General features: G+C 67.1%; 20 protein-coding genes and 2 pseudogenes. 8 read left to right on the top strand and 14 right to left on the bottom strand.

All coding sequences use genetic code 11. The annotated features are described in order from the left end of the window. Nucleotides 1-400: 400 nt before the first annotated feature. The gene (locus tag GFH48_RS00580; RefSeq protein WP_153286334.1) at nt 401-1,624 is read right to left on the bottom strand and encodes a phospholipase D-like domain-containing protein; all 1,224 of its coding nucleotides are present in this window, start codon (nt 1,622-1,624) and stop codon (nt 401-403) included. A 425-nt stretch (nt 1,625-2,049) separates the two neighbouring features. Between GFH48_RS00580 and GFH48_RS00575 the strand changes: the two genes are divergently transcribed. Continuing rightward, nucleotides 2,050-3,381 (top strand): epoxide hydrolase family protein, encoded by a 1,332-nt coding sequence (locus GFH48_RS00575; RefSeq protein ID WP_153286333.1) that lies wholly within the window; start codon nt 2,050-2,052, stop codon nt 3,379-3,381. Here the strand turns inward: GFH48_RS00575 and GFH48_RS00570 are convergent. The 3 genes from GFH48_RS00570 to GFH48_RS00560 form a co-directional block, all read right to left on the bottom strand. After that, nucleotides 3,317-3,754, bottom strand: coding sequence for an enoyl-CoA hydratase-related protein (locus GFH48_RS00570; RefSeq protein WP_153286332.1), 438 nt, complete (start codon nt 3,752-3,754; stop codon nt 3,317-3,319). The two genes, GFH48_RS00575 and GFH48_RS00570, sit on opposite strands and share 65 nt — an antisense overlap. Nucleotides 3,755-4,007: 253 nt before the next feature. Then, nucleotides 4,008-5,126, bottom strand: coding sequence for a fatty acid desaturase family protein (locus GFH48_RS00565; protein ID WP_153286331.1), 1,119 nt, complete (start codon nt 5,124-5,126; stop codon nt 4,008-4,010). Between the two features lie 7 nt (nt 5,127-5,133). Further along, complete coding sequence (locus GFH48_RS00560; protein WP_153286330.1) at nt 5,134-6,189, bottom strand: ferredoxin reductase; 1,056 nt, start codon at nt 6,187-6,189, stop codon at nt 5,134-5,136. Between the two features lie 86 nt (nt 6,190-6,275). On the opposite strand from GFH48_RS00560, the gene GFH48_RS00555 reads away from it, so the two are divergent. Continuing rightward, nucleotides 6,276-7,415 (top strand): PucR family transcriptional regulator, encoded by a 1,140-nt coding sequence (locus GFH48_RS00555; protein WP_153286329.1) that lies wholly within the window; start codon nt 6,276-6,278, stop codon nt 7,413-7,415. A 338-nt stretch (nt 7,416-7,753) separates the two neighbouring features. On the opposite strand, the gene GFH48_RS00550 is transcribed toward GFH48_RS00555, so the two are convergent. Next, on the bottom strand, nt 7,754-8,041 hold the full coding sequence (locus tag GFH48_RS00550) for a hypothetical protein (RefSeq protein WP_153286328.1): 288 nt from the start codon (nt 8,039-8,041) through the stop codon (nt 7,754-7,756). 321 nt (nt 8,042-8,362) lie between these two features. Here GFH48_RS00550 and GFH48_RS00545 point away from each other — a divergent pair, with 321 nt between their 5' ends. Beyond that, nucleotides 8,363-8,728, top strand: a complete 366-nt coding sequence (locus tag GFH48_RS00545; RefSeq protein ID WP_153286327.1) for a hypothetical protein — start codon at nt 8,363-8,365, stop codon at nt 8,726-8,728. Nucleotides 8,729-8,848: 120 nt separating this feature from the next. Here the strand turns inward: GFH48_RS00545 and GFH48_RS00540 are convergent, their stop codons facing one another. The 3 genes from GFH48_RS00540 to GFH48_RS00530 form a co-directional block, all read right to left on the bottom strand. Continuing rightward, nucleotides 8,849-9,280, bottom strand: coding sequence for a peptidoglycan-binding domain-containing protein (locus GFH48_RS00540; protein WP_194280440.1), 432 nt, complete (start codon nt 9,278-9,280; stop codon nt 8,849-8,851). 657 nt (nt 9,281-9,937) lie between these two features. Continuing rightward, the gene (locus tag GFH48_RS00535) at nt 9,938-11,050 is read right to left on the bottom strand and encodes an SGNH/GDSL hydrolase family protein (protein ID WP_153286325.1); all 1,113 of its coding nucleotides are present in this window, start codon (nt 11,048-11,050) and stop codon (nt 9,938-9,940) included. 165 nt (nt 11,051-11,215) lie between these two features. Next, nucleotides 11,216-12,637, bottom strand: coding sequence for an MDR family MFS transporter (locus GFH48_RS00530; RefSeq protein WP_265590162.1), 1,422 nt, complete (start codon nt 12,635-12,637; stop codon nt 11,216-11,218). A 167-nt stretch (nt 12,638-12,804) separates the two neighbouring features. Between GFH48_RS00530 and GFH48_RS00525 the strand changes: the two genes are divergently transcribed. Together GFH48_RS00525 and GFH48_RS00520 are read left to right on the top strand one after the other, a co-directional pair. Then, nucleotides 12,805-13,380 carry a TetR/AcrR family transcriptional regulator gene (locus GFH48_RS00525; RefSeq protein WP_153286323.1) on the top strand — a complete coding sequence of 192 codons (576 nt, stop codon included), beginning with the start codon at nt 12,805-12,807 and terminating at the stop codon, nt 13,378-13,380. Nucleotides 13,381-13,819: 439 nt separating this feature from the next. Beyond that, nucleotides 13,820-15,037, top strand: a complete 1,218-nt coding sequence (locus GFH48_RS00520) for a hypothetical protein (RefSeq protein WP_153286322.1) — start codon at nt 13,820-13,822, stop codon at nt 15,035-15,037. A gap of 102 nt (nt 15,038-15,139) precedes the next feature. Here GFH48_RS00520 and GFH48_RS00515 read toward each other — a convergent pair whose 3' ends face one another. From GFH48_RS00515 to GFH48_RS00495, 4 genes and pseudogenes are all read right to left on the bottom strand, one after another. Beyond that, complete coding sequence (locus GFH48_RS00515) at nt 15,140-16,714, bottom strand: COG1361 family protein (protein WP_194280439.1); 1,575 nt, start codon at nt 16,712-16,714, stop codon at nt 15,140-15,142. A 215-nt stretch (nt 16,715-16,929) separates the two neighbouring features. Beyond that, complete coding sequence (locus tag GFH48_RS00505) at nt 16,930-17,217, bottom strand: DDE-type integrase/transposase/recombinase (RefSeq protein WP_153286319.1); 288 nt, start codon at nt 17,215-17,217, stop codon at nt 16,930-16,932. Nucleotides 17,218-17,230: 13 nt separating this feature from the next. After that, nucleotides 17,231-17,317 (bottom strand): annotated as a pseudogene (locus GFH48_RS00500) (IS5/IS1182 family transposase); the annotation flags it as partial. Nucleotides 17,318-17,747: 430 nt separating this feature from the next. Then, nucleotides 17,748-19,268, bottom strand: coding sequence for a dolichyl-phosphate-mannose--protein mannosyltransferase (locus GFH48_RS00495; protein WP_407698693.1), 1,521 nt, complete (start codon nt 19,266-19,268; stop codon nt 17,748-17,750). A 372-nt stretch (nt 19,269-19,640) separates the two neighbouring features. Here GFH48_RS00495 and GFH48_RS00490 point away from each other — a divergent pair. Next, nucleotides 19,641-19,784: pseudogene (locus GFH48_RS00490) on the top strand (IS701 family transposase); the annotation flags it as partial. Nucleotides 19,785-19,926: 142 nt separating this feature from the next. On the opposite strand, the gene GFH48_RS00485 reads toward GFH48_RS00490, so the two are convergent. Together GFH48_RS00485 and GFH48_RS00480 are read right to left on the bottom strand one after the other, a co-directional pair. Beyond that, nucleotides 19,927-20,532 (bottom strand): GNAT family N-acetyltransferase, encoded by a 606-nt coding sequence (locus GFH48_RS00485; protein WP_228120206.1) that lies wholly within the window; start codon nt 20,530-20,532, stop codon nt 19,927-19,929. A gap of 320 nt (nt 20,533-20,852) precedes the next feature. After that, nucleotides 20,853-22,073 (bottom strand): LysR family transcriptional regulator, encoded by a 1,221-nt coding sequence (locus GFH48_RS00480; RefSeq protein WP_228120204.1) that lies wholly within the window; start codon nt 22,071-22,073, stop codon nt 20,853-20,855. On the opposite strand from GFH48_RS00480, the gene GFH48_RS00475 reads away from it, so the two are divergent. Together GFH48_RS00475 and GFH48_RS00470 are read left to right on the top strand one after the other, a co-directional pair. Continuing rightward, on the top strand, nt 21,954-23,036 hold the full coding sequence (locus tag GFH48_RS00475) for a tartrate dehydrogenase (RefSeq protein WP_228121246.1): 1,083 nt from the start codon (nt 21,954-21,956) through the stop codon (nt 23,034-23,036). The genes GFH48_RS00480 and GFH48_RS00475 overlap by 120 nt on opposite strands. Then, nucleotides 23,011-23,979 (top strand): NAD(P)-dependent oxidoreductase, encoded by a 969-nt coding sequence (locus GFH48_RS00470; protein ID WP_153286316.1) that lies wholly within the window; start codon nt 23,011-23,013, stop codon nt 23,977-23,979. Before GFH48_RS00475 ends, GFH48_RS00470 begins: the two co-directional genes overlap by 26 nt. The last annotated feature ends 59 nt before the right edge of the window (nt 23,980-24,038 follow it).

The following is a 24,038-nucleotide window of genomic DNA, read 5'->3' as shown; positions in this document are numbered from 1 at the left end:
GTGCTGCCACGGAGCACGGCGTACGGAGCACGGCGTACGGAGCACGGCTTCTGGAATTGTCGGACGGTGCTACCAAGTCGGGCCGCCGAGCGCGGAGAGTCACCGGCGGCCCGCCCGCCCACGCCAGGCTGCGGCGGTGCGGGAGCGGCGGCCGACGTCGCAGTCGCCCTCCACCACCGGCCCGAATAACCGCGGGCGCGGCAGAGGCTTCGACCAGCGTGGCCGTGCCCGCACGCACCTCGCGGACGGCGAAGCGGAATCCGAGGCCGAAGGGAACGCCCGCTTCCCGCGCACACGGAGAGTCTCGGTGACCACTCCTCGAGCGGCCGGACCTCGGATCGGGTGCCGCCGCACATCCGACTGCCACTACCAACCGCCCGGCGACCAGACGGTGGCAGCACTAGAGAAAGCGGCGGATGGGGACGACGGCAACCTCGCGTGCCCGCTGCAGCAGGGAGCGTCGCTTCCAACGCCCTTCCTGGATCAACGTCGCGGCCTCCAGGTCCTCGTCGAAGTGGCCGTCGAGGGTGGCGGTGAACTTCTGTTCCAGCACCGCGAGCATGATCTCCTCGTCGTGATCGAGGGACCGTCGGTTGAAGTTGGTGGAGCCGACCAGGGCGGCGACACCGTCCACGGTGATGACCTTGGCGTGCATCATCGTCGGCTGGTACTGGTAGATCTTCACGCCGCAGGCGGTGAGGTCTTCGTAGTAGTGCTGGCCTGCCAACTGGCACACGCGCTTGTCCGTGTGCGGGCCGGGCAGCAGGATCTCCACCTCGACGCCCCGGCGGGCGGCGGCACAGAGCAGTTCGACGAAGTAGGCGTCCGGCGAGAAGTAGGCGGTCGCCAGCCGGAAGCGGTCCTCGGCCGACTCCAGCATCACCCGGATCAGGGTCTGCATGTCCTGCCAGCCGAAGCTGGCCGAGCCGCGCACGACCTGCACCACGGCGTCGCCCTGCGGACGGTGCGGGATGAACCGGTCACGATCGTCGAAGAGTTCGTCGTGGCACTCGGCCCAGTTCTGGGCGAACGCGGCGGCGATACCGTCCACGGCCGGTCCGCGGACCTCGACATGGGTGTCCCGCCACTCGTGCTCGGTGCGCGCGTCGCCACACCACTCCTTGGCGATGCCCACCCCGCCGGTGAAGGCCGTCTGCTCGTCCACGACGAGGACCTTGCGATGGCAACGGTGGTTCTGCTTCAACGGCGAAAGAGCCAACGGCTTGCGGAACCAGGCCACTTGCACTCCGGCCCGTTCCATCTCCCGCAGGAGATCCTTCTCGATCAGCCTGCTGCCGAACCCGTCCAGCAACAGGCGCACCCGCACGCCGGCTCGCGCCCTTTCCGCCAGCGCCTGCGCGAACTCGCCGGCGATGTCGCCCTTCCAGTACACGAACGTCATCATGTCCACGGTGTGTTCGGCGGCCCTGATGGCGGCCAGCATCGCCGGAAAGATCTCGTTGCCGTTGCGCAAGGCCGTGAGCGCGTTGCCTTCGGTCGCCGCGATGCCGATCAGGCGCTCCAGGCGGCGCCGTATGCGTGCCGCTCGTTCCTGGACGGTCGCGGGGGCCGACGCGTCGACGTCGGGAGTCGTCGACTTCGGCTGGTCCTGCGTGCTGGTCATGCCGTCACCTGGCCCGGGAAGCTCGCGTGCGGTGCTCTCCACACTTCCGGAGCCGTCACCGGATCACGCGGGAGTGGGCCCGCTCCAAGGGGTCTGTCCGGCTGCAGCATCCGCATGGTCGAGCGCCGCCTTTCTGGATCGTCGAGGACTTCTCTCGAAGACCTGTTGCCCGGAAACCGCAGGTCACACGTGCATCGGAGCCACAAGTTGCGCCATCACGGAGGGATAAATATCGTTACATTCAGTAATGATGCGCTAGGGCGTGAACATCGACAGTCAAATGCCGTCGGCCTCGGGCTCGGCCCCGGGAAGGAAGTTACCCGGACCGCAGGAAATCCGTGCCGGACTTCTGGTGCCGACGATGAGACGTATGGCTATTGACGGTGTGCTTCCGGAAACGATGAAATGACCCGAGGAGATCCACGATGCCTGAAAATCTCCGGTTGCAGTCCCGGCGAATGTTCATCTCCAGCTCGGCCGCCGTGATGACCGCAGCGGCAACCGGGGTTTTCGGTCCGCACGTCAATGAATACTCAGGGAAGCCCGCCGCAATGAGCGAGAGGGAGAGGGAGAGCATACGCCCCTTCCGCGTGAAGATACCGGAGAGGGATCTTACCGACCTGCGGCGACGGATCGTCGCGACTCGGTGGCCCGACCGGGAAACGGTCCACGATCAGTCCCAAGGCGTCCAGCTGGCGACGATGAAAGAACTCGCCCACTACTGGGGGACGCGCTACAACTGGCGGCATATCGAGGAGAAGCTGAACTCCTTGCCGCAGTTCAAGACAGAGATCGACGGACTCGACATCCACTTCATCCATGTGCGCTCCCGGCATGCGAACGCCCTGCCGATGATCCTGACCCATGGCTGGCCGGGTTCCATCCTGGAATTCCTCAAGGTGATCGATCCGCTCAGCAACCCCACGGCTCACGGGGGACGCGCGGAGGACGCCTTCCATCTCGTCATACCGTCCATTCCCGGGTATGGCTTCTCCGAAAGGCCGACCAGCACCGGCTGGGGCCCCGACCGGATCGCACGCGCCTGGAGCGTGCTGATGGAACGTCTGGGGTACGGGCACTACGTCTCCCAGGGCGGCGACTGGGGCGCCGTCATCTCGGACAAGATGGCGGTACAGCAGCCGCCGGGACTTCTTGGTATCCACGTCAACTTCCCGGCCACCGTCCCCGCGGATATCGCGAAGAAACTCGAGTGTGGTGACCCCGTCCCGGCGGGCCTGGACGCCGTCGAGAAGACCGCGTACCAGAAGCTTGCCACCTTCTACAAGACCGGCTCGGGTTACTCCGCCATGATGGTCACCCGCCCTCAGACCGAAGGGTACGGTCTGACGGACTCTCCCGTCGGACTGGCCGCCTGGATGTACGACAAGTTCGCCGCATGGACCTACAGCGGCGGCGATCCCGAACGAGTGCTCACCAAGGACGAGATGCTCGACGACATCACGCTCTACTGGGTCACGAACACCGCCGTTTCGTCCTCGCGTCTCTACTGGGAGAACAACGCCAACAACTTCGACGCCGTGTCGGTCTCCATCCCGGCCGCCATCACGGTGTTCCCCGGCGAGATCTACCAGGCACCACGGAGCTGGGCCTCACGCAGCTATCACAAACTCTTCTACTTCCACGAAGCCCGCAAGGGCGGCCACTTCGCTGCCTGGGAAGTTCCTGACATCTTCACCGATGAACTCCGGGCTGCTTTCGGAACGCTGCGCAACTCCCGCGGAGCCGTAGGTAAATAGCGTGTCCACGGTCCCGGGCGGATCTGATGGCTCTGGGGCGCGTGACTGTGGATGACAGGGCGCCGACCGTGTCCCGGTGGCGCACCGGCCCTCTGGGGAACGACTCGGACAGTGCTGCTGCCACCACTGAGGCCGGATGGCGGATGATTCGCTCGGCCGGCGCCCTGGCGCCGTCCAGCAGGATGTCAGCGGGGACGACGCGGTTGACCAGGCTGAGGTCCGCCGACCTGGCGGCTTCGATCGGGTCGCCGGTGAGGGTCAGCTCCAGGCTGCGCCTGCGGCCGATGTGGCGGGGCAGGCGCTGGGAGCCGCCGAAGGGCGGCGGGAAGCCGAGGGTGATCGCTCTTCCAGCCCTGCGTAGCCGTCGACCCACTCCGCTCTGGACGGTTGCGCACGGCCCTGCCTCACCTGGCCTGCCTCACCCGCGGCGGAAGACGACCGTGGTTGAGGTCAGTCCGTGAGGTGGACGGGGGTCTCGCGCACGTCCAGGCAGCGCAGCCGGACACCGGGCTGCCCGGATCCCGTGTCGTACGGTCTGGTGTCGCGGTCGCTCACCGTTCGCAACGGATCTCACCTGACCCGGCGGTGCCGCCGGTGCGGCCGAAGGATCTGAACCAGTACCGGGATCAGGCCGCGACGAGCTCCTGCTCGCGGTCCGGTGTCTTGACCCGGGGCTTCTTGTTCGGCAGCGAGAGCCGGAAGACCTTGTGCCACGCCGAGAACACCTGCTTAGGCAGCGGCCCGGTGACGTACTCCAGCTCGTACTTCTCGAAGAGCGCGCGCACCTTCACCGCGACCTCGGCGTACCGGTTGCTCGGCAGGTCCGGGAAGAGGTGGTGCTCGATCTGGTGCGACAGGTTGCCGGTCATGAAGTGCATGGCCTTGCTGCCGCTGATGTTCGCCGAGCCCATCATCTGGCGCAGGTACCACTGGCCGCGGGTCTCGCCCCTGATCGACCGGCGCTCGAAGACCTGCACGCCCTCGGGGAAGTGCCCGCACATGATCACCGAGTGGGTCCAGATATTGCGGACCAGGTTCGCGGTGAACGTGGCGGCAAGCGTGGGGAGGAACGAGGGGCCCGACAGCAGCGGGTGGATCACGTAGTCCTTGAGTACCTGCTTGCGGATCTTGCGGCCCACGGCCCTGGCCCGCTCGCGGAACTCCGGGCTCTTGCGGCGGCGCTTGGACAGGTTCTTGCCGAGCTCCAGGTCGTAGGCCGCGATGCCGTACTCGAAGAAGCAGGCGTTGAGGAAGTTCCACAGCGGCTGGCCGAGGTGGAAGGGGTGCCACTTCTGGTCCTCGTCGACGCGCATGATGCCGTAGCCGAGGTCGTTGTCCTTGCCGATCACGTTGGTGTACGTGTGGTGCAGCTCGTTGTGCGAGTGCTTCCACTGCTCGGACGGCGAGACGTGATCCCACTCCCAGGTGGTGGAGTGGATCTTCGGGTCCCGCATCCAGTCCCACTGGCCGTGCAGGATGTTGTGGCCGATCTCCATGTTGTCCATGATCTTCGCCACGGACAGACCGGCGGTGCCGAGCACCCACGCGGGCGGGAAGAGCGAGAACAGCAGCACTCCTCTGCTGACCAGTTCGAGCTTGCGCTGCGCCGAGATGACCTTGCGGATGTAGGCGGCGTCCTTCTCGCCGCGGCCGGCGATCACCTCGTCGCGGATCGCGTCCAGCTCGCGGCCGAGCTCCTCGATCTGCTCCGCGGTCAGGTGGGCGGTGGGGTCGATGGCGGTCAAGGTGCTCCTACCGTTCGATGTCGCAGGGGCCCGCCGCGGCGGACACGCAGGTCTGGATGAGGACGCCCGGCTCGGCCTCGGTGATCTCGCCGGTGCGCAGGTCGCGGACGGCGCCCGCCTTGAGCGGGGTGACGCAGCCGAAGCAGATGCCCATGCGGCACCCGGAGGGCATGAGCACGCCGGCCGCCTCACCGATGTCCAGCAACGGCGTGGCGCCGTCCGCGTCGACGCTCTTGCCGGTGGCGCTGAACGTGACCTCGCCGCCGTCGCCGGCGACGACGATGCTGGGGCGGAAGCGTTCGGTGTGCAGGCGCTCCGGTAGGCCGTGCCCGCTCCAGTGCTTCTCGGCGGCGTCGAGCAGGCCCGCGGGCCCGCAGGCCCAGGTCTCGCGCTCGGCCCAGTCGGGCACGAGTTCGTCGAGACGGGTGATGTCGAGCATGCCGTCGATGTCGGTGTGCACCTCGGTGAGTCGCAGCCTCTCGTCCGCGACCAGTTCGTGCAGTTCGTCGCGGAAGATGACGTCGTGCGGCTGTGGTGCGCAGTGGATCATGACAACGTCGTCGAACTCGATGTCGCGCAGCATGCCCATGACGGGCGTGATGCCGCTGCCGGCCGTCAGGTAGAGCACCTTGGCCGGCTTGGCCTGCGGCAGCACGAAGTCACCGGTCGGCTGGTCGAGCTGGATCAGCGTGCCCGGTTTGGCCCTGCGGACCAGGTGGTTGCTGACCTTGCCGTCCGGGATCGCCTTCACGGTGATCGTGACGCGGCCGTCCTGACGGTTCGTCGGTGAGGTGATGGAGTAGGCACGCCACAGGCGCACCCCGTCGACGTCGACCCCGATCCGCACGTACTGACCGGCCGTGTGGCCGCGCCAGCCCCGTCCCGGCCTGATCACGATGGTCGCGGCGTCACCCGTCTCGGGGTGCACGGCCTCGATGCGCCCCCGCAGGTCGGCGCCCGCGCGCAGCGGGCTGACCAGGTCGAGGTAGTCCGACGGCAGCAGCGGCGTCGTGACCATCTCCAGCAGTTTCCACGCCCTGCTGCGGAGGGCTGCACTCGTCATGGCCCCAGCTTGCTGTGCCTCAGGGCGTAAAGTCCTGACCGCAGGACGTAAATCTGGTCGGCAGAATTGTGCGCAGGGAACAAAACGTGAGCCATGCAATCCGCAACGCCAGCGAACTGGCCCTGGACGAGACGACGGTCACCGCAGTTCGGGCCGAACTGAAGACCACCGCCGACGAGGTCGTCCAGGCGATCATCGACGAGGTCCCTCCCTACGCCAACGCCCTTTCGGGCCGCATGGGCGGCACCATCCGCCGAGCCGTCCGCACCGCCCTCGGGCACTACCTGGACCTCGCGAGCGGGAACGCCACGGGCCCCGACGCCGGTGACGCCGCCTACGAGCTGGGCCGCGGCGAGGTGCGCGACGGCCGTTCGATGGACGCCCTGCTCGGCGCCTACCGCGTCGGCGCCCGCGTGGCCTGGCGATGCCTGGCGGCGGGTGCCGTACCCGCGGGTCTGCCCGCCGCCGAGGTCGCCAAGTTCGCCGAGCTGACCTTCGCCTACATCGACGAACTGTCCGCCGCGAGCGCCGCGGGCCACGCCGACGAACTGGCCGCCCGGGGCCGGGCCCAGGAGCGCCACCTGGAACACCTGGCCCGCGACCTTCTCGCCGGCGCGAGCCCGGACATACTGCTGGCCTCTGTTCAACGGGCCGGGTGGCAGCCTCCGGTTTCGCTGACCGCGGTCCTGCTGCCCGCCGCCCAGGCCCGGCCCGCCTACCGCGTGCTCGACCCGAACACCCTCGTCCTCGACGATCTTCCGGACGCCACCGGTGTGCTGCTCGTCCCCGATGCCGACCGGTCACATCTCCTGCGGCAGCTGACCGACCGCACCGCCGTGGTCGGCCCGGCCCGGCCATGGACCCGTGCGTCCGCCTCGTACGCACGAGCCGTACGCGCGCGCTCCCTCTCCTCCGATATCCGCGACACCGAGGAGCACCTGCCCGATCTGGTGCTGAGCGCCGACGTGGACGCGTTCGCGGACCTGCGCGCCCGAGCCCTCGCACCACTGCGGACCTTGCCTGTCACGACCGCACGGCGGCTGGAGGAGACGCTGCGAGCGTGGCTGCTGCACCAGGGCAGACGGGACGAGGTGGCGGCGGCGTTGTTCGTCCATCCCCAGACGGTCCGGTACCGGATGTCGCAGTTGCGGGAGCTGTTTCCGGATCTCGCATCGCCACACCGGGTCCTTGAACTGATGCTGGCGGTCGGTCTTCGGGCCGGCTGACACGTACTTCGACCGTCCACGACCGCGTCCGCGAGCGGTTCAGGAATCGTGCCTCGTTCTCGGTGCCGTCAGCTGGCTCACGCGGCCGGGGGAGGAGCGGTATCAGCCAGCTGGGACCGGGGGTTGATGTGAAGAGCAGACAAGGCGTCGGGAAGCCCGTCGGGTGCTGACTGTGAGAAGCGGGGTGGCGGATACGGCTCGACTGGATCCGGTGGACGATGCGCACCGGCCCGCTCGTCGACGCGCTCATCGAGCATCTGGTCGGTGATCTGGGCGGCTATGCCTTGGAAAACGGCTTTCAAGTCGTCGTGGAGGGCACTGTCCTGACACGAGCTGACCTACGGGCGCGCGGCGGGCTGCAGCCGGGTGACCGGCGGGGCGCCTGGCTGGGCGCCCGGCTTCCGGTTTCCTGATCGGTTGTACTGCTTCATGTTGCTCTGGGTCATCATCTGCCAGCCTCGCCGTAGATCCTGGACGACTTCCTCCCAGCCCGGGTCGTCCATGGGCTCGTAGCCGGCGCGGATGTGTTCGGCGAAGGTCCACCAGTTCTCGAAGTTCGGTGGGGCGGGGTCCAACGTGCTGTCGTGGTTGGTCTGCAGGTCGAAGGGCCGGGTCGGACCGGGCAATCTGGCGGCTGGAGTTGCAGCGCCGGCCGAACAACCCGGAGGAGTTCCGCCTCAGGATGCGGACCGAGCCCAATGGTGTGGTTGAAGACCCGGCGCAGCCTCTCGCAGATGGCCTCGCTGAGGTAATTGGCGAACCAGTGGGCGTCGCCTTCGTAGTACTGCCGGTCGATGCCGATCAGGACCGCGTCGGTGTCGTACACCAGACAGAAACCGAGGCTATCGATGTCGTGGCTCTCCGACTTGCGGGGGTAGCAGGCACGGAGCCGGCCGAGCGGCAGGTGCTCGACCCGTCTGCGGCGCCAGGGCGTCCCACGTCGGGTGATGGCCAACGACCGGCCGTCGACTGCGAAGGTCCACCCCGAGCACCGCATGACCATCACATCAGACATCTGTTCCATTGATCGAATTCACCGGCATGCGACAACGAAAGCGTCACGGCACGGCGGGGTGACGGACGACCGGACCCCACTTGGGATCTGCGTGAGCCACTCTGGCATCTCGAAGGGCGCTGAGGCTGACAACGGCGAATGGGGCGCCGGTTTGTTGTCCGCGGACAACAAACCGGCGCCCCTCGCTGCCGGTAACGGCAGCGCCGACAGCTATGGCTGGGAGTACAAGGAGACAGACGGCGACGACAGCCGCGCGCAGGCCGTCACACTCATCGACGTCGAATGGCTCGGCGGATAGTGTCCGAAACGCGAAGTTCGTCGAATCGTTGGCCGAACGGTCGCAGTGACCGTTCGGCCAACGGCCGAGCCCGCCAGTCCGGGGGCTTGCAAACAGGTTTTGAACGTTCCAGTCGCGCTCTCAGAAGCAGCCGTTTGTGTGGGTGCCGTCCTGCTTGTATTGCTTGAAAGAGAACCAGGAGCTGGTGACGGGGCCGAAACGGCCGTCCACGCTCAGCCCCGCGTTCCACCTCCCGTTGATTATTGTCTGGGCGTTCTTTACCGCCTGCTCGGTGGCGGGGCCGAAGTCCATATCCGGCTGGATGTTCTGCGAGTAGCAGGTGATCAGGGTCTCCTGCAAGGCCAGTACGGCGTAGTTGTGGTCCCCCCGGGTCACGACGCAGTTGTAGTTTCCTGAGTTCGCGGTCGTCGACGGCTTGTGGAGGTAATAAGACCCGTCAGACACCGACCCGCCCGCCTGCACCCAGGTGAAGGAGGCGCAGTGGACCTCGGCAGCGGAAGCTGACGTGGCGCCCAGGCCGAGGGTGGTGGCGACGGTGAGTGCACCGACCACGCCTGCGACAACCTTGATTTTTTAGTCCGCAATTGCACATTCCCTCCCTTTTCCCCATGGCCCTTTGTCGTGACCACATCACTAAGACGGGTCAAAGCATTGGAAGGTTGCATTCCTCATGCGGCGTGTCCTGCATGGTCATTTTGAGGAACCGTTCGCAGCAGTGGAGAGGGGCTGCCGGCCCGAGAAAGGCGCGGTAGTCGCGGGGATGGCGCTTGTAGCGGCGGCCAACTGTTCCTGACAAAGCCGTTGGACGTGGCGATGGGTGATCAGGCAGACGGCGAGTCCGAGGAACGAGCAAGGCTGGCACTGGATCGGCCCTGATCCGGACGCGTACACCTCCATCCCTGGCATCGAGCACGATGAAGCAGTTGCCCGAAATCTCATGAACCCCGGTACAGGCGGAGACCTCTCCGAGGTGGGACAACTCCAGCAAGAACGCGCCGCCTTGTGCGCAGAGATGGCCGGTGCCGGCGCCGAGGAACGTCCGCTCCTGCAGTCGCGCATACGGGACCTCGTCAGGCATCGTGCGTCGACAACGTCCCTGGACGATTGTGTGGAGGACAGCGCCGCAGTGGACAGGGCAACGGGCTGCCGACCGGATCGTCGCCGCGCGGGATCTGGACTCATCGACCGTGTGGGCGGGTTCGGTGTCGGTCACAGCTGGGGGTGCAGGAGCAGCCGGGCGGCGCGTTCGCCCATGCGGAGGTGTGCGGCGGGGTCGGGGTGCAGGCCGTCGGGCAGCGACTTGGCCTCGTCCGGTCCGAGGAGCTGGCGCCCGTCGAAGTAGTGCAGTGCCGGGTCCGCGCGGACGTCAACGACCTTGGCGAGCAGTGTGCGGACGCCCGTCAGGGTCAGCGCACCGGCGTCCGGGGACTGCGGGGTGTGTCGGCGTCCGGTTTCCGGGTCGGAGGTGATGGGCCCGGCCGTGGTCTCCAGTTCGGCGAAAGGGGTCGGTGAGATGAGCACGACCGGAGTGTCCGGGTGGCCTTCGCGGATGGTGTCCAGGAACCCGTGCACGGCAGGGACGAAGGTACGCTCTCGCATCGACGCCGGCCCGACGATGTTGATGCCGACCTTGAGTGTGATCAGGTCGGCAGGGGTGTCCCGGATGGCGCGGGCGACCTCTGGGTCGAGCATCGCGTTGCCTGCGAACCCGAGGTTGGTCAGCGAGGCACCGGTTGTCAGAGCCGCGACGGCGGGCCAGGTCAGAGTCGGGGCGGGGGCCTCCAGGCCGTGGCTGATCGACGAGCCGTAGTGCACCCATGCCAAGCCGGGTGGCGGGGTCGGTGCGAGCAGGGGCGCATCGGAGCCGAGCGTGCGCAGCTCGACCGTCGCGCTGTGCGGCAGCCAGATCTCGACGTCCTTCACTCCGGCGGGCAGATCGTCGAAGCGCACGGTTTCGGCGGGCCCCGGGCTCAGCCGGACGTCGGCGAGGTCGACGGCGAGGCTCAGCACGTCTCCCGCTGTGGCCGGTACGCGGGTGAGTACGGTGCCGTCGACGGCGAGGTCGAACGATGCCGGCAGCGGGCTCGCATTCATTTCCGACACGGTGACGTGTACGCCGAGGGTCAGCGTCCGTGCCGCCGTGCGCAAGCGCAGGCGGACCGCGGCCGCGTGCGAGACGACCAGGTTCATCCAGCCGTCGTGCAGGCGCGGCCGGGTCCAGGCCGGGAGCCGTCGCGGGCGGACCCCGTCCGGGGTGCGCTCCAGATCGAGCGCGCCGAGGATCGCGACTCGGTCGTCGGGCAGGGAGATGTGGTGGGTCATGCGGGGTGTGCTCCTTGTCGTGGTCGGAGGTGATCGTCGACGGGATGCCCGGGGAGGTTGGCTGCACGAGCTCGCCGAGGGTGAGCCGCTACGGGAGGTCCACGAGCGGTTCGGGCGTGCGGTGTGGTCCAGTGAGCCGTCCTCGCCAGTGCGTCGGACGCGTGCTCACTTCGTGGCCGGGCCCGTCTTCTCGCTGATCTGCTCTGCCTTGTCGTCGGCGGGGGCCGCAGGCTCGGTCCGGCTGGGCAGGAGCAGGCAGAGCGGGACGGCAGCGATGGTGAGGGCGACGGACCACCGGAACGCGTGGCTGAAGCCGCCTGCCAGGGCACCGGAGGTATCGGCGTCGCCGATGTGCTGCTGAAGGATGACGATGAGGACGGCGATGCCCACCGCGCCGCCGATCTGCTGGGCGACGCGGGTGATGATGCTGGCGTCGGGGATCTCCTCGTGCTCCAGTCCTACGTAGGCGGCGCCCATGGGCGCGATCATGGCAGCGCCCAGGGCGATGCCGCGGATGAACAGCGCGGCCATGAGCAGGATTTCGCTGGTGTTGGCGGTGACGAAGGCGAATGGCACGGTGGACGCGGCGACGAGGACGAAGGCTACGAGGGCCACCGCGCGGGGGCCGACGCGGTCCATGTAAGTGCCGACCAGACCGCGGGCGACGAGGGCGCCGAGCCCCTGGGGGATGAGCAGCAGTCCGGCACCGAGAGGGGTCGCGCCGCGGACCTGCTGAAAGTACAGGGGCAGCAGCATCATCGACCCGAACAGGGAGATGCCGCCGAGGAAGAGCAGGGTGGAGGACGAGGACACCGAGCGGTGTCGGAACATGCGCACGTCGATCAGTGAGCCGCTGTCGCGGGCGAGCGCCCAGGGGATGAAGCCCCCGACGAGAGCGAGCCCGGCGAGCAGCGGGATGAGGACCTGGGCGTCGGCGAAGTCCGCGGTGCCGTCGACTTGGGAGAGGCCGTAGAGGAGGGCCGCGCAACCCGGGCACAGCAGGAGCAGGCCGACGGTGTCCAGGCGGGTGCGGGGGCTGTCGGGTGCGGGTCGGTCGTCGGGCAGGTTGCGCCGGGCGAGCCACATGCCGACGAGGCAGAAGGGGATGTTGATGAAGAACAGACAGCGCCAGTCGGCCAGATGGAGGATGAGACCGCCCAGGACGGGGCCGAGGATCGGGCCGAGTGCCGTGGGCACGGTGATGATGGCCATGACCTTGCCGATGTTGCGGCCCTTCGCGGCCTGCATGAGCAGGGTGTACATCAGCGGCATCATTATGCCGCCCGCCAGGCCCTGCACTATGCGGAAGACGATCAGACTGGTCGCGTTCCATGCCAGGGCGCTCAGGATCGAGCCAGCCAGGAAGCCGCCCAGGGCGGAGATCCACAGGTGCCGGCCGCCGAGGCGTGACTGGGCCCGTCCGGCGAGCGGGATGGTGATGAAGACGGCCAGCATGTACCCGGTGCTGACCCATTGAATGGTCGACAGTGGGGCATCGAGGTCTTCGGTCAGGCCGTTGAGGGCGACGCTGATGATGGTGGTGTCGAAAACGACACCGAGGGCGCCGACGATGAGGGTGATCGCCATGCGTAATACGGCGGGGTCCACGCGGCCGGGGTCTGAGGGGACGGGCCTGGCCTGACGACGGGAAGTGCGCATGATCAGGACCTTAAGATAGACGACTCTTTCTTGTCCCAAGCAAGGTAGGCTGACGCCCTAAGAAAGGCAAGTCTATCTACGCTGGAGAACGAGCGATGACTCAGCGACGCCATGGAGCAGCACTGGAGAAGGCACTCCTCGATGCGGCCTGGGAGGAACTCACCGACAGCGGATACGCCAGATTCACCATGGATGCCGTCGTCAAGCGCGCGGGCACCAGCCCTCCCGTGCTCTACCGCCGCTGGTCCGACCGCGACGAACTCATCCGGGCCACCATCGTCCACATCCTCAAGAAGACCCGCCCCGATCTTCCCGACACGGGAAGTCTGCGGGAGGACGTCCTCACCCTCATGCGGGAGATCGGCACATCGCATGTGCAGCAGGTCACCGTGATGTACGCGCACCTGGCCAGCTACCACCGGGAAACCGGAAGAAGCCCCAGCGACCTGTTCGATCCCGTCGCGACGGGCCGCAAGGAAGAGCTCGATACGATCTTCGACCGCGCCGCCGACCGCGGCGAGATCAAACCGGAGCACCTTACCGAGCGCATCAAGACCCTCCCCTTCGTACTGCTGCGCCACGAGATCCTTTCGACCTTCGCTCCGGTGCCCGATCACGTCATCGAGGAGATCGTCGACACGATCTTCCTGCCCCTTGTGCGTTGCCCGTAGCAGCCCACGATCAATGAGTTCCATTCATCCTGAACGTGCAGGTCATGGGGGTGAAGTGGGCAGGTGACGCCGTGCTCGTACCGGTCGTCGAGGCCTGTCTGGTGGGCAGACCGCTTGTCACCGGGTGATCTCGTGCAGGTTGAGGACCATCAGCGCCCGGACGGTGTGAGGGCGCCAGGCGGCTCCCCCTGGTCTAGCGGCAGTTCGACGCCGCATGTCGGTTCCTGCGCGGGTTCCCGATCTTGCGACGTCCCTTGGAATCAGAGACCGCTGTCCCGCATCGCGGACACCTCCGCGGAACACGCCCGTCGCTCCCGTCTCCGACGCATCCCGATGCCCAGTGCAACCATCCGACGCACAGACAGGTCTCACGTGACAGAACTCGCGTTCCCGCACCGTTCGTTCGCCTGTCACCGATGGTTCACCAGAGGACCCCCACATGCTCCAGAGCTCTCCCCGCCTCCGCCCACGCCGCCAGACCGCCAGCGCAGTCGGGGCCGTCGCCCTGATCGCACTGGGTGCCGCGCCGGCTGTCGCCGACGACGGCTCCTCGGCCGCGATGACACTGGGCAAGATCGCGCCCATCGACGGCGTCAAGCCGGGCAGCACCTTCGACGCGCCGGTCACCTTCACGAACACCGGTACCGCGGCCGCGAACAAGGTCTGGCTCTCGTACACCGTCACCCGCGGCCTGAGCCATACCGAACTGCCCTCCAACTGCATTGGCTACGAGATCCCGTCGTTCGACGAGGCACCGAGCAAGTCCGTGGCGGTCTGCAAGTTCGACCAGACCGTGAAGCCGGGCACGGTCTACGCCGCCGAGAAAGCGCTGACCCTGAAGGCCCTCGGCCACGCGCTCTACGACCGGCTGCGTGTGACGGTGGAGACCAGCGAGCCCTCCCCCGGCGACAACGCGAGCGAGCCGGTGCGCGGAACGGGCCCCGCGGTCAAGCTTGTCGAGCAGCCCGGCGCCACCCCGGCCGGTCCCCGCGACGACCCTCACCCGGACTGGGACGCCGCCGACATGAAGGTGACCGCGGACAACACCGCCGACTTCGAGGTGGCGGGCGCCCGGGCCAAGGGCGCCGTCGGCGACACGGTCCCCCTGTCCGTGAAGTTCACGGACGCGGGCCCGGGTTGGGTGCTGCGGGACGGCGACGTCTCGGTGACCAAGGTCAGGATCAAGATGCCTGCCGGTACGACGGTGACCAAGGCCCACGGCTTCTGCGACAAGGTGGCCACCGGCACCTACGAGTGCGGCACCAGCGAGTCCTGGGTTGACGAGGGCAAGGGCGAGACCTACACCTTCAATCTGAGGATCGACAAGGCGGTGCCGGGGGCGAAGGGTTCGGTGGCGCTGGCCGGTGAGTCCCGGCCGTTCGACAAGAACACGGCGAACGACACGGCCTCCATCACGCTCAGCCTGACCGGCAGCGGTGGCTCGACGACGGCCGGCCCCGGCTCGACGAGCGGCTCGGCCACCCCCACTTCGACCGCTCACGACACCACCGACCGCTCGAACTCCCCCACCGCGGACGGCGATCTGGCGAGCACCGGCTCCGGTGCGACGCTCTCCATCGCCGGTGCCGCGGCCGCGGCCGTCGCCGCGGGCACGGGTGCCGTCCTGGTGGCCCGCCGCCGCGCCACCCGCCGATAGTCAGCCGCCCCACCGAACGGCGCGGGCCGGCCAGGAGTTGGGGCCCCGGCTGGCCTTCGTATGTCGACGACCCACACGGCCGAGCCGTCGCGTTCGTCGTGCTCAGCGTGAGCGTCGGCGCCTCCAACTGGCCAGAGCCGTGACGAGGGCGAGCACGCCGAGGGCGATCCCGGCAGTCGCATAGAGGCCAGGGGTGGCCCAGGCCGGGCCCGGCCACACGGACACCGCGACATCGGCGCTGTCGTTGGCGGTCTTCGGGTCGTTGCTCGGGTGGTGGCTGTCGCCGTCGGCGACGGTGACCCGCCCGCCACGATGCGCCATGTCCTTGTCGATACGGAGGGTGAAGGGGAAGGTCGTGGTGGCTCCCGCCTTCCCCGCCTGTGCCGTACACACGTACCGGCGGGCGCTCGGCTGACTCACGGACGCTTCGGCAAGGGGCGAGCCGTCGGCGGCGAGGGCTCGGCAGGCCTGGTCGAGCAGTTCCTCGTCCCGCTCGAACTTGTATGGCGACGACACGACGGTGGTGCCGGCCGGCACCGCGAACTCGACCCTGACCTTGGCCGGAAGCGCGCCCGGGCCGTCGTTGCGCACACCGATGCGCACGTCCGCCCGACTACCGACGGGCCCCCTCGCGGTGCCGGCGAGCGCGACCAGGTCGCTGGTGCTGCGCACGGCGAACTCGAGCTGTGCTGCGCTGTCGTTCCTGGCGTGCGGCGCTCCCGTGTCCTTGCCCTCGTTCCGGGCGGCCCCGGGGACGTAGCGGAGTGCGGGTCCCTGTCCGGACTCGTACTGCGAGGCCCACGCCTTCGGCGGGATGTAGTCCGTCCCGAGGCCGGCGGCCTCGAAGACGACGACCGGGTAGGTGGCGTCGTCGGTGAGCGTGAAAGCCTCGGGAGCGGCGAGGTGGTAGGACGCTCCGGGCGGGATGACGACATCGTCGTCGAGCAGTCGGCACCAGGCCGATGTGGCGCCGCTATAGCGGCAGTTGCAGTGCTTGACTGCCATCCGCAGACCGTCACCGGCATTGATGAAGAGCGAGACTCCGTGAGCGGGGACGTCCCCGGTGTTGCGCAGGGTCAGCGAGACGGCGACCCGTCCGCCCGGCGTCACGCCCTCCCGGTCCGCCCGTGCCTCGACGGCCAGCGCCGGTCTGCCGACGACGATGCGGGTGCTGGCCGTGATGCTCGGTAGGCCCGGCGAGGTCAATCGGTAACGCAGCACTGCCGAGTCGCCCGCCTGGGCACCGTCCGCGGGATTCACGCGGAAGGAGTGTCCACTCCCGCCGTACTGGTGATCGAGGAGGTCGCCGCCGCAGCGGAAAGTGGTCAGCCTGACAGGGCAGTCGTCCTGATCCGATTTCAGGACGGCGACACCCTTGAGGTCCGTCGCGTCGAAGGCGACCGTGTAATGGCCCGATTCTCGCTCCGCGAATTTCTGGTCGATGCCGATCCTCAACATCGAGCTGTTCTCGGCATGGCGCGGGACGTACAAGACGGAGGGCGCGTCGAGCTCGGCAGGGAAGGTTTCCCACGAGGCCGAGCAGCCGAGGAGCCCCGCCGGCACGCTGAGGGCGAGGACCACCAGCGCGACCGCCGCCCTGAGGGACCGGATCGGGTGAGAGGAGCCTCCGCCCGGTATTCGCTGAGACTTGGTGGTGACGCGCTTCGACGTGTGCACGACGGTTACTCTGCCATGGCGCCAGAGGGATGCCGACCGTGTCCAGGAGCCACTGTTGGGCGGGCGTCAGCGCTCCCACCCGGCCCGCCGCCCGGCGGTTCATGCTGGGTCACCAGACGCACAGCCTGGCTCTGAAGCGCGGGATCAATCTCCTTGGGCACGTGTCTCATCCTCTGTGCTACCTCACCACGAGGCGGCAGAAAGGCCAGGACGGTTCAGAGGCCGGCGAAGGCGCTCGATCCGTATTGAGCTCCGTGGTAGGTGTGGAACGCGGCGCCGTCCAGGCCGCCGCGGGTCGCGGCGGCCGTCCGCAGTGCGTCGGCGCCCAGGCCGGTGCGCATGTGGTCGGCGATGAACCAGCCGACGACCTTGCGGCTGAAGCAGTCCAGCACGGTCACGAGATGGAGGAACTCCTCGCCTGCGAACGGGAGATACGTGATGTCGCCCACGAATTTCCGCCCAGGCTCGGTGGCGGTGAAGTCCGGCTGGAACAGGTCCACCACTCAGGGGGAGGCCCCGGTCACCCTCACGGGTGAGGACAAGCATGGTGACCCACTCCACGAGCGCATGGGGCAGGTCGAGTGCGGCAGGATGGATGACCAACGAGGCCCCCGAGCAGTGTGGTTGAGACGTCAGACATCTCGATCAACAGCCCGGGAGCCTCGCTTGTCGCGCTTCGTGGACAGTTGCCTGATCGATGGCCAGCTCGAAGAGGCTCACTGGTCGGCGCGATCGGCCGCGCCGCCCTGGCGAACGTGATCCCGCAGCAACGCCGGTGACGGGTGAAATCACGGATGCTGAAGAGGTACAGCAAGTACCCCTTCAACCGGAACCGCCCCCCCGTGCTCAGCCCAGAAATACGCCATCCACACCGAAGTGATCCACGACGCGTGGGCCCCTTGACAGCAACGCCACCTCCAAAAGCAATGGTGTTGCACCTGGTGGGACGCCATCGAGTCGCATCCGAGCCCGGACACACTCTGGCTTGCACGTTGGAATGACCTTGACCTCCACCGTGCAGGTGCGCGAGGCCTCAAACCCACGTGGTGAACCACATCCTGGCTTGCCAGCCTGAGTACGGAATCACCTGCGCCGTGTAAATCGGGAAGAAATAGATGAAATTCCAGAGGATTAGGAGCGTAAGGACACCCGCGGCCACAGCCCCCACCGCACGTCGATTGCTCGTTGCACCCGGCGGCCCCAGGATTGCACCCACCATCATCGTCACGGCCAGACACAGGTACGGTACAAAAACGACCGCGTAGAACTGAAAGATCGTGCGGTCCTGGTAGAGAAACCAGGGGAGATAGCCGGCACTCACCGCACAAAGGACGGCACCAGCACGCCAATCACGGCGCAGCGCCCACCGGTAGAGCAAATAGACCAGGGCGCAGCATGCGGACCACCACAATAGAGGGGTACCGAGCGCTAGGATCGTCTGTGCGCAACCTGTCGCCTCATGGCATCCGCCCTGCCCGAGTTTTGGTGACTCGTACTGGAACAGCACAGGGCGACCCAGTACCAGCCAACTCCATGGATTTGACTGATATTTATGTGGGGCGTGAAGCCCCACATTGAACTGGTAGACCCCGTACTCGTAGTGCCACAGGCTCCGCAGTGGTGCAGGAATCCACGACCAGGTGCCGCCTCGGCCGTCGGCCCAGTGGCGTCCGTAGCCGTTGTCGGACAGGAACCAGCCTGTCCACGTCGCCAGATAGGTCACGCAGGCGACCGGGATCAACGAAAGGACCGACCAACCGAGGTCCTTGCGAAGCACGGCCCGGTACGGGCGTTGAGCCCCTGCTGCGCGACGAGCCCCAACGTCCCACAGCGCCGTCAAGATCACGAAAAAGACAAGGAAATACAGACCGTTCCATTTCGTAGAGGCTGCCAGCCCCAGCGAAAGCCCGGCCGCAAGCCGCCAGAAGCGCACCGCCATTCCAGCACGGTCACCAATGCACGCATCCGGCCGTGCGCGACCGTCTGAGCCAATCGGCAGGGCTGCGGCAAGCCGCGCCCGTGCGCGATCCCGGTCGATCAGAAGACATCCAAACGCGCAGAGAACGAAGAACATGACGACAAGGTCGAGGAGAGCGGAGCGGCTCATCACCACATGCAGACCATCGACCGCCATCAACGTGCCGGCCAGGCAGCCGAGCAGTGTCGAACGGAAGAGGCGACGGCCTATTCGGCACAGCATGAGCACCGACAGCGTGCCCAGGACCGCTGACATGAAGCGCCAACCAAATGGATCTAGACCGAACATCCACTCGCCAAGGGCGATCACCCACTTACCCGTTGGTGGGTGCGCGACGAAGGAACCCGAGTCGGAAAGCGAAATCACCTGAGGATCGGCAAGCATGTGCATGTCCGCGACCCTGCGCTCCGGCCAAGTACCCTCGTAGCCGAGCCGCAGAAGAGACCACGCATCCTTGGCGTAGTAGGTCTCGTCGAAGATGACTGCCCGAGGCTGGCCAAGGCGCCAGAAGCGGATTGCTCCCGCTACAGCGCCGACGAATATCGGCCCAAGCCAGCTCGACGCGACGACGTTCACCCGTGAGGCGTTGAAGCGTGCGAACTTTCCGAGGAAAAGTAGATCTCTGCGGAAATCAGGCACAAGGCGTTCACGCACGTCGACCCCGGGGGGTGCCACGTACCCGAATCGGCGAAGTCGCTCCGGCCAGATACTGGGCTCCGCGCTTGGAGGGACGCCGTCGAGGACATCGGTACGAGTCACGTCACTTCCTGTCACCAAGCATCCTTACAGTAGAAGATGTTCCGCAATGCGCGGACGTGTGGGACTGTCCATCGGGCGAGGACGCGGGCGATGCCCGTCTCCGGCATCTGTGACCTTCGGTTGGCCGTCGCCTGCGGGAGCCGGGTGTGGCCGCGGCATGATGGAAAAGTACAACACCAGCCATCGGGCCTTGATCCGAAGAGCGGCTGGACACTTGGCGAAGAGGCAAGTCATGCGGCTCCGGACCGTATCCATCGGTTGCTGAACCGGATCGAGTGGGACGCCGATGAAGTCCTGGACGTTGAGCGTGAGTACGTCGTGGAACACCTCGGTGGTCAGGGCCCGACCGTGGGCTCACCCCACAGGAGACTCTCCGGACGCCCCACCGGTTGCACGCCGAGCCGGGGCGCGGTCCGGGTGAGGACACAACGCGACGACGGGGCCGGCGGCTGATATCGCTTGCCGGGATGTTCCGTCAGGGCTTCTTCAGCAGGGACCAGGAGCGGGGTCCGTTGTCGGGGATGTCGACGGTAGCCCTTGTCGCAAAACCGAGGGATTCGTAAAAGGGCACGTTGCCGGCGGCCGAGGTCTCGGCGAAAGCGGCGTACCCGTCCTGCTCCGCGGCTGTGATGCCGGGGGCGAGGACGGCTCTGCCCAAGCCGCCGCGTTGGGCATCAGGATGTACTCCGACGACCCCCAGGAACCAGACAGGCTGTGTGGGTCTGTGTTGTGCCATGGCCTGGCGGGCCCGAGCTGCTTGGGGTGCGCGGTCGCCGGCCAGGTCGGCGAATAGCGGTGCAAGTTCCGTGAAGAGGGCTCGGGTTCGCTCTGGGGCGTGCGGTGTGGTCCATACCGCGACGGCCGACGCGTCGTCAGTGACCCAGACACGGCCCTGCTCCAGGCCGATGCGTCTCACGAACAGGTCGTTCGTTGCTCGCAGTCGATCCAGGAAGTTCGTTGCGCTGACTGTGTGTTGTGTCCAGGTGTAGTGAGCAAAGGCTTGGGTCAGCGTTTCTACGGCCTGGGGGATGTCGGCAGGCGTTGCCGGACGAACGGGGGGAAGTTTCGGACGGTTGGACATCGAATATCCTGGTGTCATCGAGTGGGTGGTTGCTGTATGTGCGTCGGCGGGACGGAAGCCCGCATCAGCCGCCTCAGCATCTGGGTTGCCGATCATATTGCTGGCGAACCGTCATGAGCGCCGTCGCCGATTCCTCGCGATCGCATCGAGGACCTTCGCGTTGAGTTTGGGTACGTGCACTGCAGTCCCCTCGGCGACGCCGTGAGGGGGTCCGACTGAGCTCCCGCCAGGGACAGCCCTGGTTGTCCGCCGGATTCTCGGTGACGATCGTTCTCTCTGCCTCGGCCAAGCTCGCTACTCCCACTCGACAACAGCTTGCGTCAAGCCGAGCCTTCCAGCCGTCCCGGCAGACGGACGGCGAGGTGGTCGATCAGTTTGGCCACGCGGCGAGGGACATGTCCGTCGTCCTCGAACAGGGCGTAGATGTCGGCCGCGGGTGTCGTGATGTGAGGGAGTACGCGGACTAGCTCCCCGCGTTCGATGAGAGGGCGGACATGCCATTCGGAGCGCATGATGACTCCGTGGCCCTCCAGTGCCCAGCCGGTCACGATGTCGCCGTCGTTGCTGGACAGCAGACCGCGAACCCGCACGTGCCGCGGGTCGCCCGCATCGCCGAATCGCCAGAGCGCGTAGTCACCCTCGTTCTCGCGTAGCACGATGCAGTCGTGCTGCGCGAGATCCTCCAGGTCGGTCGGGGCGCCGCACCGGTCCAGGTAGGAGGGTGCCGCGCAGGGGACTCGGCGGTTCCGCGCGAGCCGGCGCATCCTGAGGGAAGAGTCCGGCGGATTTCCCACATGGACGGCGACGTCGAAATTCGTCCGGTGGGGACGGAGTGGCAGGGCCGAGGTCTGCAACTGCAGATGCAGTTGGGGATGAGAGGCAGCGAACTCCGCCAGCAGCGGGGCCACATGTGCGCGCCCGAGGCCAGGGGTTGCCTGGACGACCAAGGCGCCGCGCAGCGCCGCGGAGTGGTCAGTGACCTGGTCTTCCAGCGCGTGGAGCTGGTCGAGGATCGAGTCGAGGCCGCCTGCATAGAGGGCGCCTTCCGAGGTCAGTACGAGTTGGCGCGTGCTCCGCTGGACGAGGCGGACGTGGAGGCGGCTCTCCAGTGTGCTCAGTCGTTTGCTGACGGCGGGCAGCGACCAGCCGAGCTGGCGCGAGGCTGCGGTCAGCGTCTCGCTGGCCGCGACGACCTGGAAGAACCTCAGGTCGTCGATGGACATTTTCACGAGGCCCGTCCGTCTGGGAGCGCTGCTGTGGACTGTCACGGCTTTCTGCAGGAGAAAGCATAGGTTGCCGTGAGAGCTGTTGTGGCCGCTCTCGTCGCGGCCCAGAGTGAGTGGGGTGCCGTACGAGAGGCCGAGCAAGGAGTAATAGTTGTGCCACAGCGCTATCGCATTGCGGCGGTTCCAGGAGACGGAATAGGCCGGGAAGTTGTTCCCGAAGGGCTTCGGTGTCTGCGTGCCGCGGCTGAGGCGTATGGCTTCGTCCTTGACGTGGTGGAGTTCGACTTCGCCAGCGCCGACTACTGGGTGCGCCATGGCGAGATGATGCCGAAGGACTGGCGCGGCGTGTTGGGCGGTTTCGACGCCATCTTCTTCGGTGCGGTCGGGTGGCCCGAGGTTGTGCCCGACCACGTGTCTCTGTGGGGAAGCCTCCTGCAGATGCGTCGTGGCTTTGACCAGTACGTCAATCTGCGGCCGGTCCGACTGTTGCGGGGCGTGCGCGCTCCGCTGTGCGACTACGGTCCGGGAGACATCGACTTCTGGGTGGTGCGCGAGAACACCGAGGGCGAGTATTCCAGTATCGGCGGCCGCATTTTCGAGGGCACCGAGCGAGAGACGGTACTGCAAGAGACGGTGATGACCCGCACTGGTGTCGACCGGGTGCTGCGGTACGCCTTCGAGCTCGCCGCGTCACGACCAAGTAGACACCTGACCTGGGCCACGAAGAGCAACGGCATCTCGATCTCCATGCCCTACTGGGACGAGCGGGCTGGCGAGATGGCGTTGCGGTACCCCGGGGTGCGTGCCGACAAGGACCATATCGACATCCTGGCGGCCAAGTTCGTCCTGCAGCCTGACCGGTACGACGTAGTGGTGGCGAGCAATTTGTTCGGCGACATCCTGTCCGATCTGGGGCCGGCTTGCACGGGCACGATCGGGATAGCACCGAGTGCGAACATCAATCCGGAACGGGACTACCCGAGCCTTTTCGAGCCCGTGCACGGATCCGCTCCCGACATTGCGGGGCGGGGCATCGCCAACCCGGTCGGACAGATCTGGAGCGGGGCAATGATGCTGGAGCACCTGGGCGAGGCGGTGGCCGCGGCGGGCACTGTCGCCGCCATCGAGTCGGTCCTGGAGCGGCAGCCGGAGGTGCTGACGCCGGACCTGGGCGGGACGGGGACGACGGCGGCTCTGGGAGCGGCAATCGCAGGGCGGATCGGGCACGGTGTTGCGGCGGAGGAGGAAGAGCGTGCCACGCGTCCTGATCACCACTGACTATCTGCGCCCCGGCGACGAGGTGGACAACTACCTGAGTGCGGCCGGTTTGGAGACGCGTCACTTGCCCATGGTCGGGCGCCGCGATCCTGAAGAACTTGTGTCCGCGCTTGCCGGGGTCGACGCGGCGCTCATCGCGAATGAGCCTTTGAGTGCCGAGCTGCTCGCGCGTGCACCGCAGTTGCGCGTGGTGGTGCGTACAGGAGTCGGCTACGACTCGGTGGACGTCGAGGCTGCGAGCCGGCTCGGGATCAGCGTGAGCAACCTGCCTGGAATCAACGCAAACGCCGTTGCCGAATACACGCTCGGCCTGCTCCTGTCCGGGGCGCGGCGCCTCGGACACAGTGCCATGGGGGTGCGTGCGGGCGGATGGCCGCGTGAGGACGGTTACGAACTGCGCGGGGCGACGCTCGGCCTGGTCGGCCACGGTGCGGCCGCTCGTGCTGTGGTCCCCCTTGCCCAGGCGTTCGGGATGGACGTGCTGTGTACCACCGGCGTTGCCGGTGAACGACGCGACGCTGCCGACGGTTCGGTACGGTTCGTTCCCTTCGTCGAGTTGCTGGCTGCGTCCGACTATGTGTCGATCCATACGGCCCTCACCGACCGGACGCGTGGGTTGTTCGACGCGTCCGCCTTCGCGCGGATGAAATCGACCGCGGTGCTGGTCAACACCGCGCGAGGTGCCCTTGTTGACGAACGGGCGCTCGCGAACGCGGTCCACACCGGTGTCATTCGGGGTGCGGAACTCGACGTGGTGGCTCAAGAACCGCTTCCGCCGGACAGCCCGCTGAGGGGCGTCGACGGAATCACCGTCTACTCCCATCTCGCAGGCCAGACCGCGCAGGCCCGGCGGGCGGCAGGCTTCGCGGGCGCTGAAGAACTGGTCGCGGCACTTGAGGGGCGGGCCCGCTTCGCCGTCAACGGCGTGCCGACGGAGCACTGACTGCTAGTCACGGGCGGAGGCGGTGATGGGCCTCGGAATTCCAAGGGCACATCACCGAC

The sequence above is a fragment of the Streptomyces fagopyri genome, assembly GCF_009498275.1.
Lineage (GTDB): Bacteria > Actinomycetota > Actinomycetes > Streptomycetales > Streptomycetaceae > Streptomyces > Streptomyces fagopyri.
The sequence above is the reverse complement of the archived record's forward strand: the minus strand, read 5'-3'. Positions and strand labels throughout refer to the sequence as shown.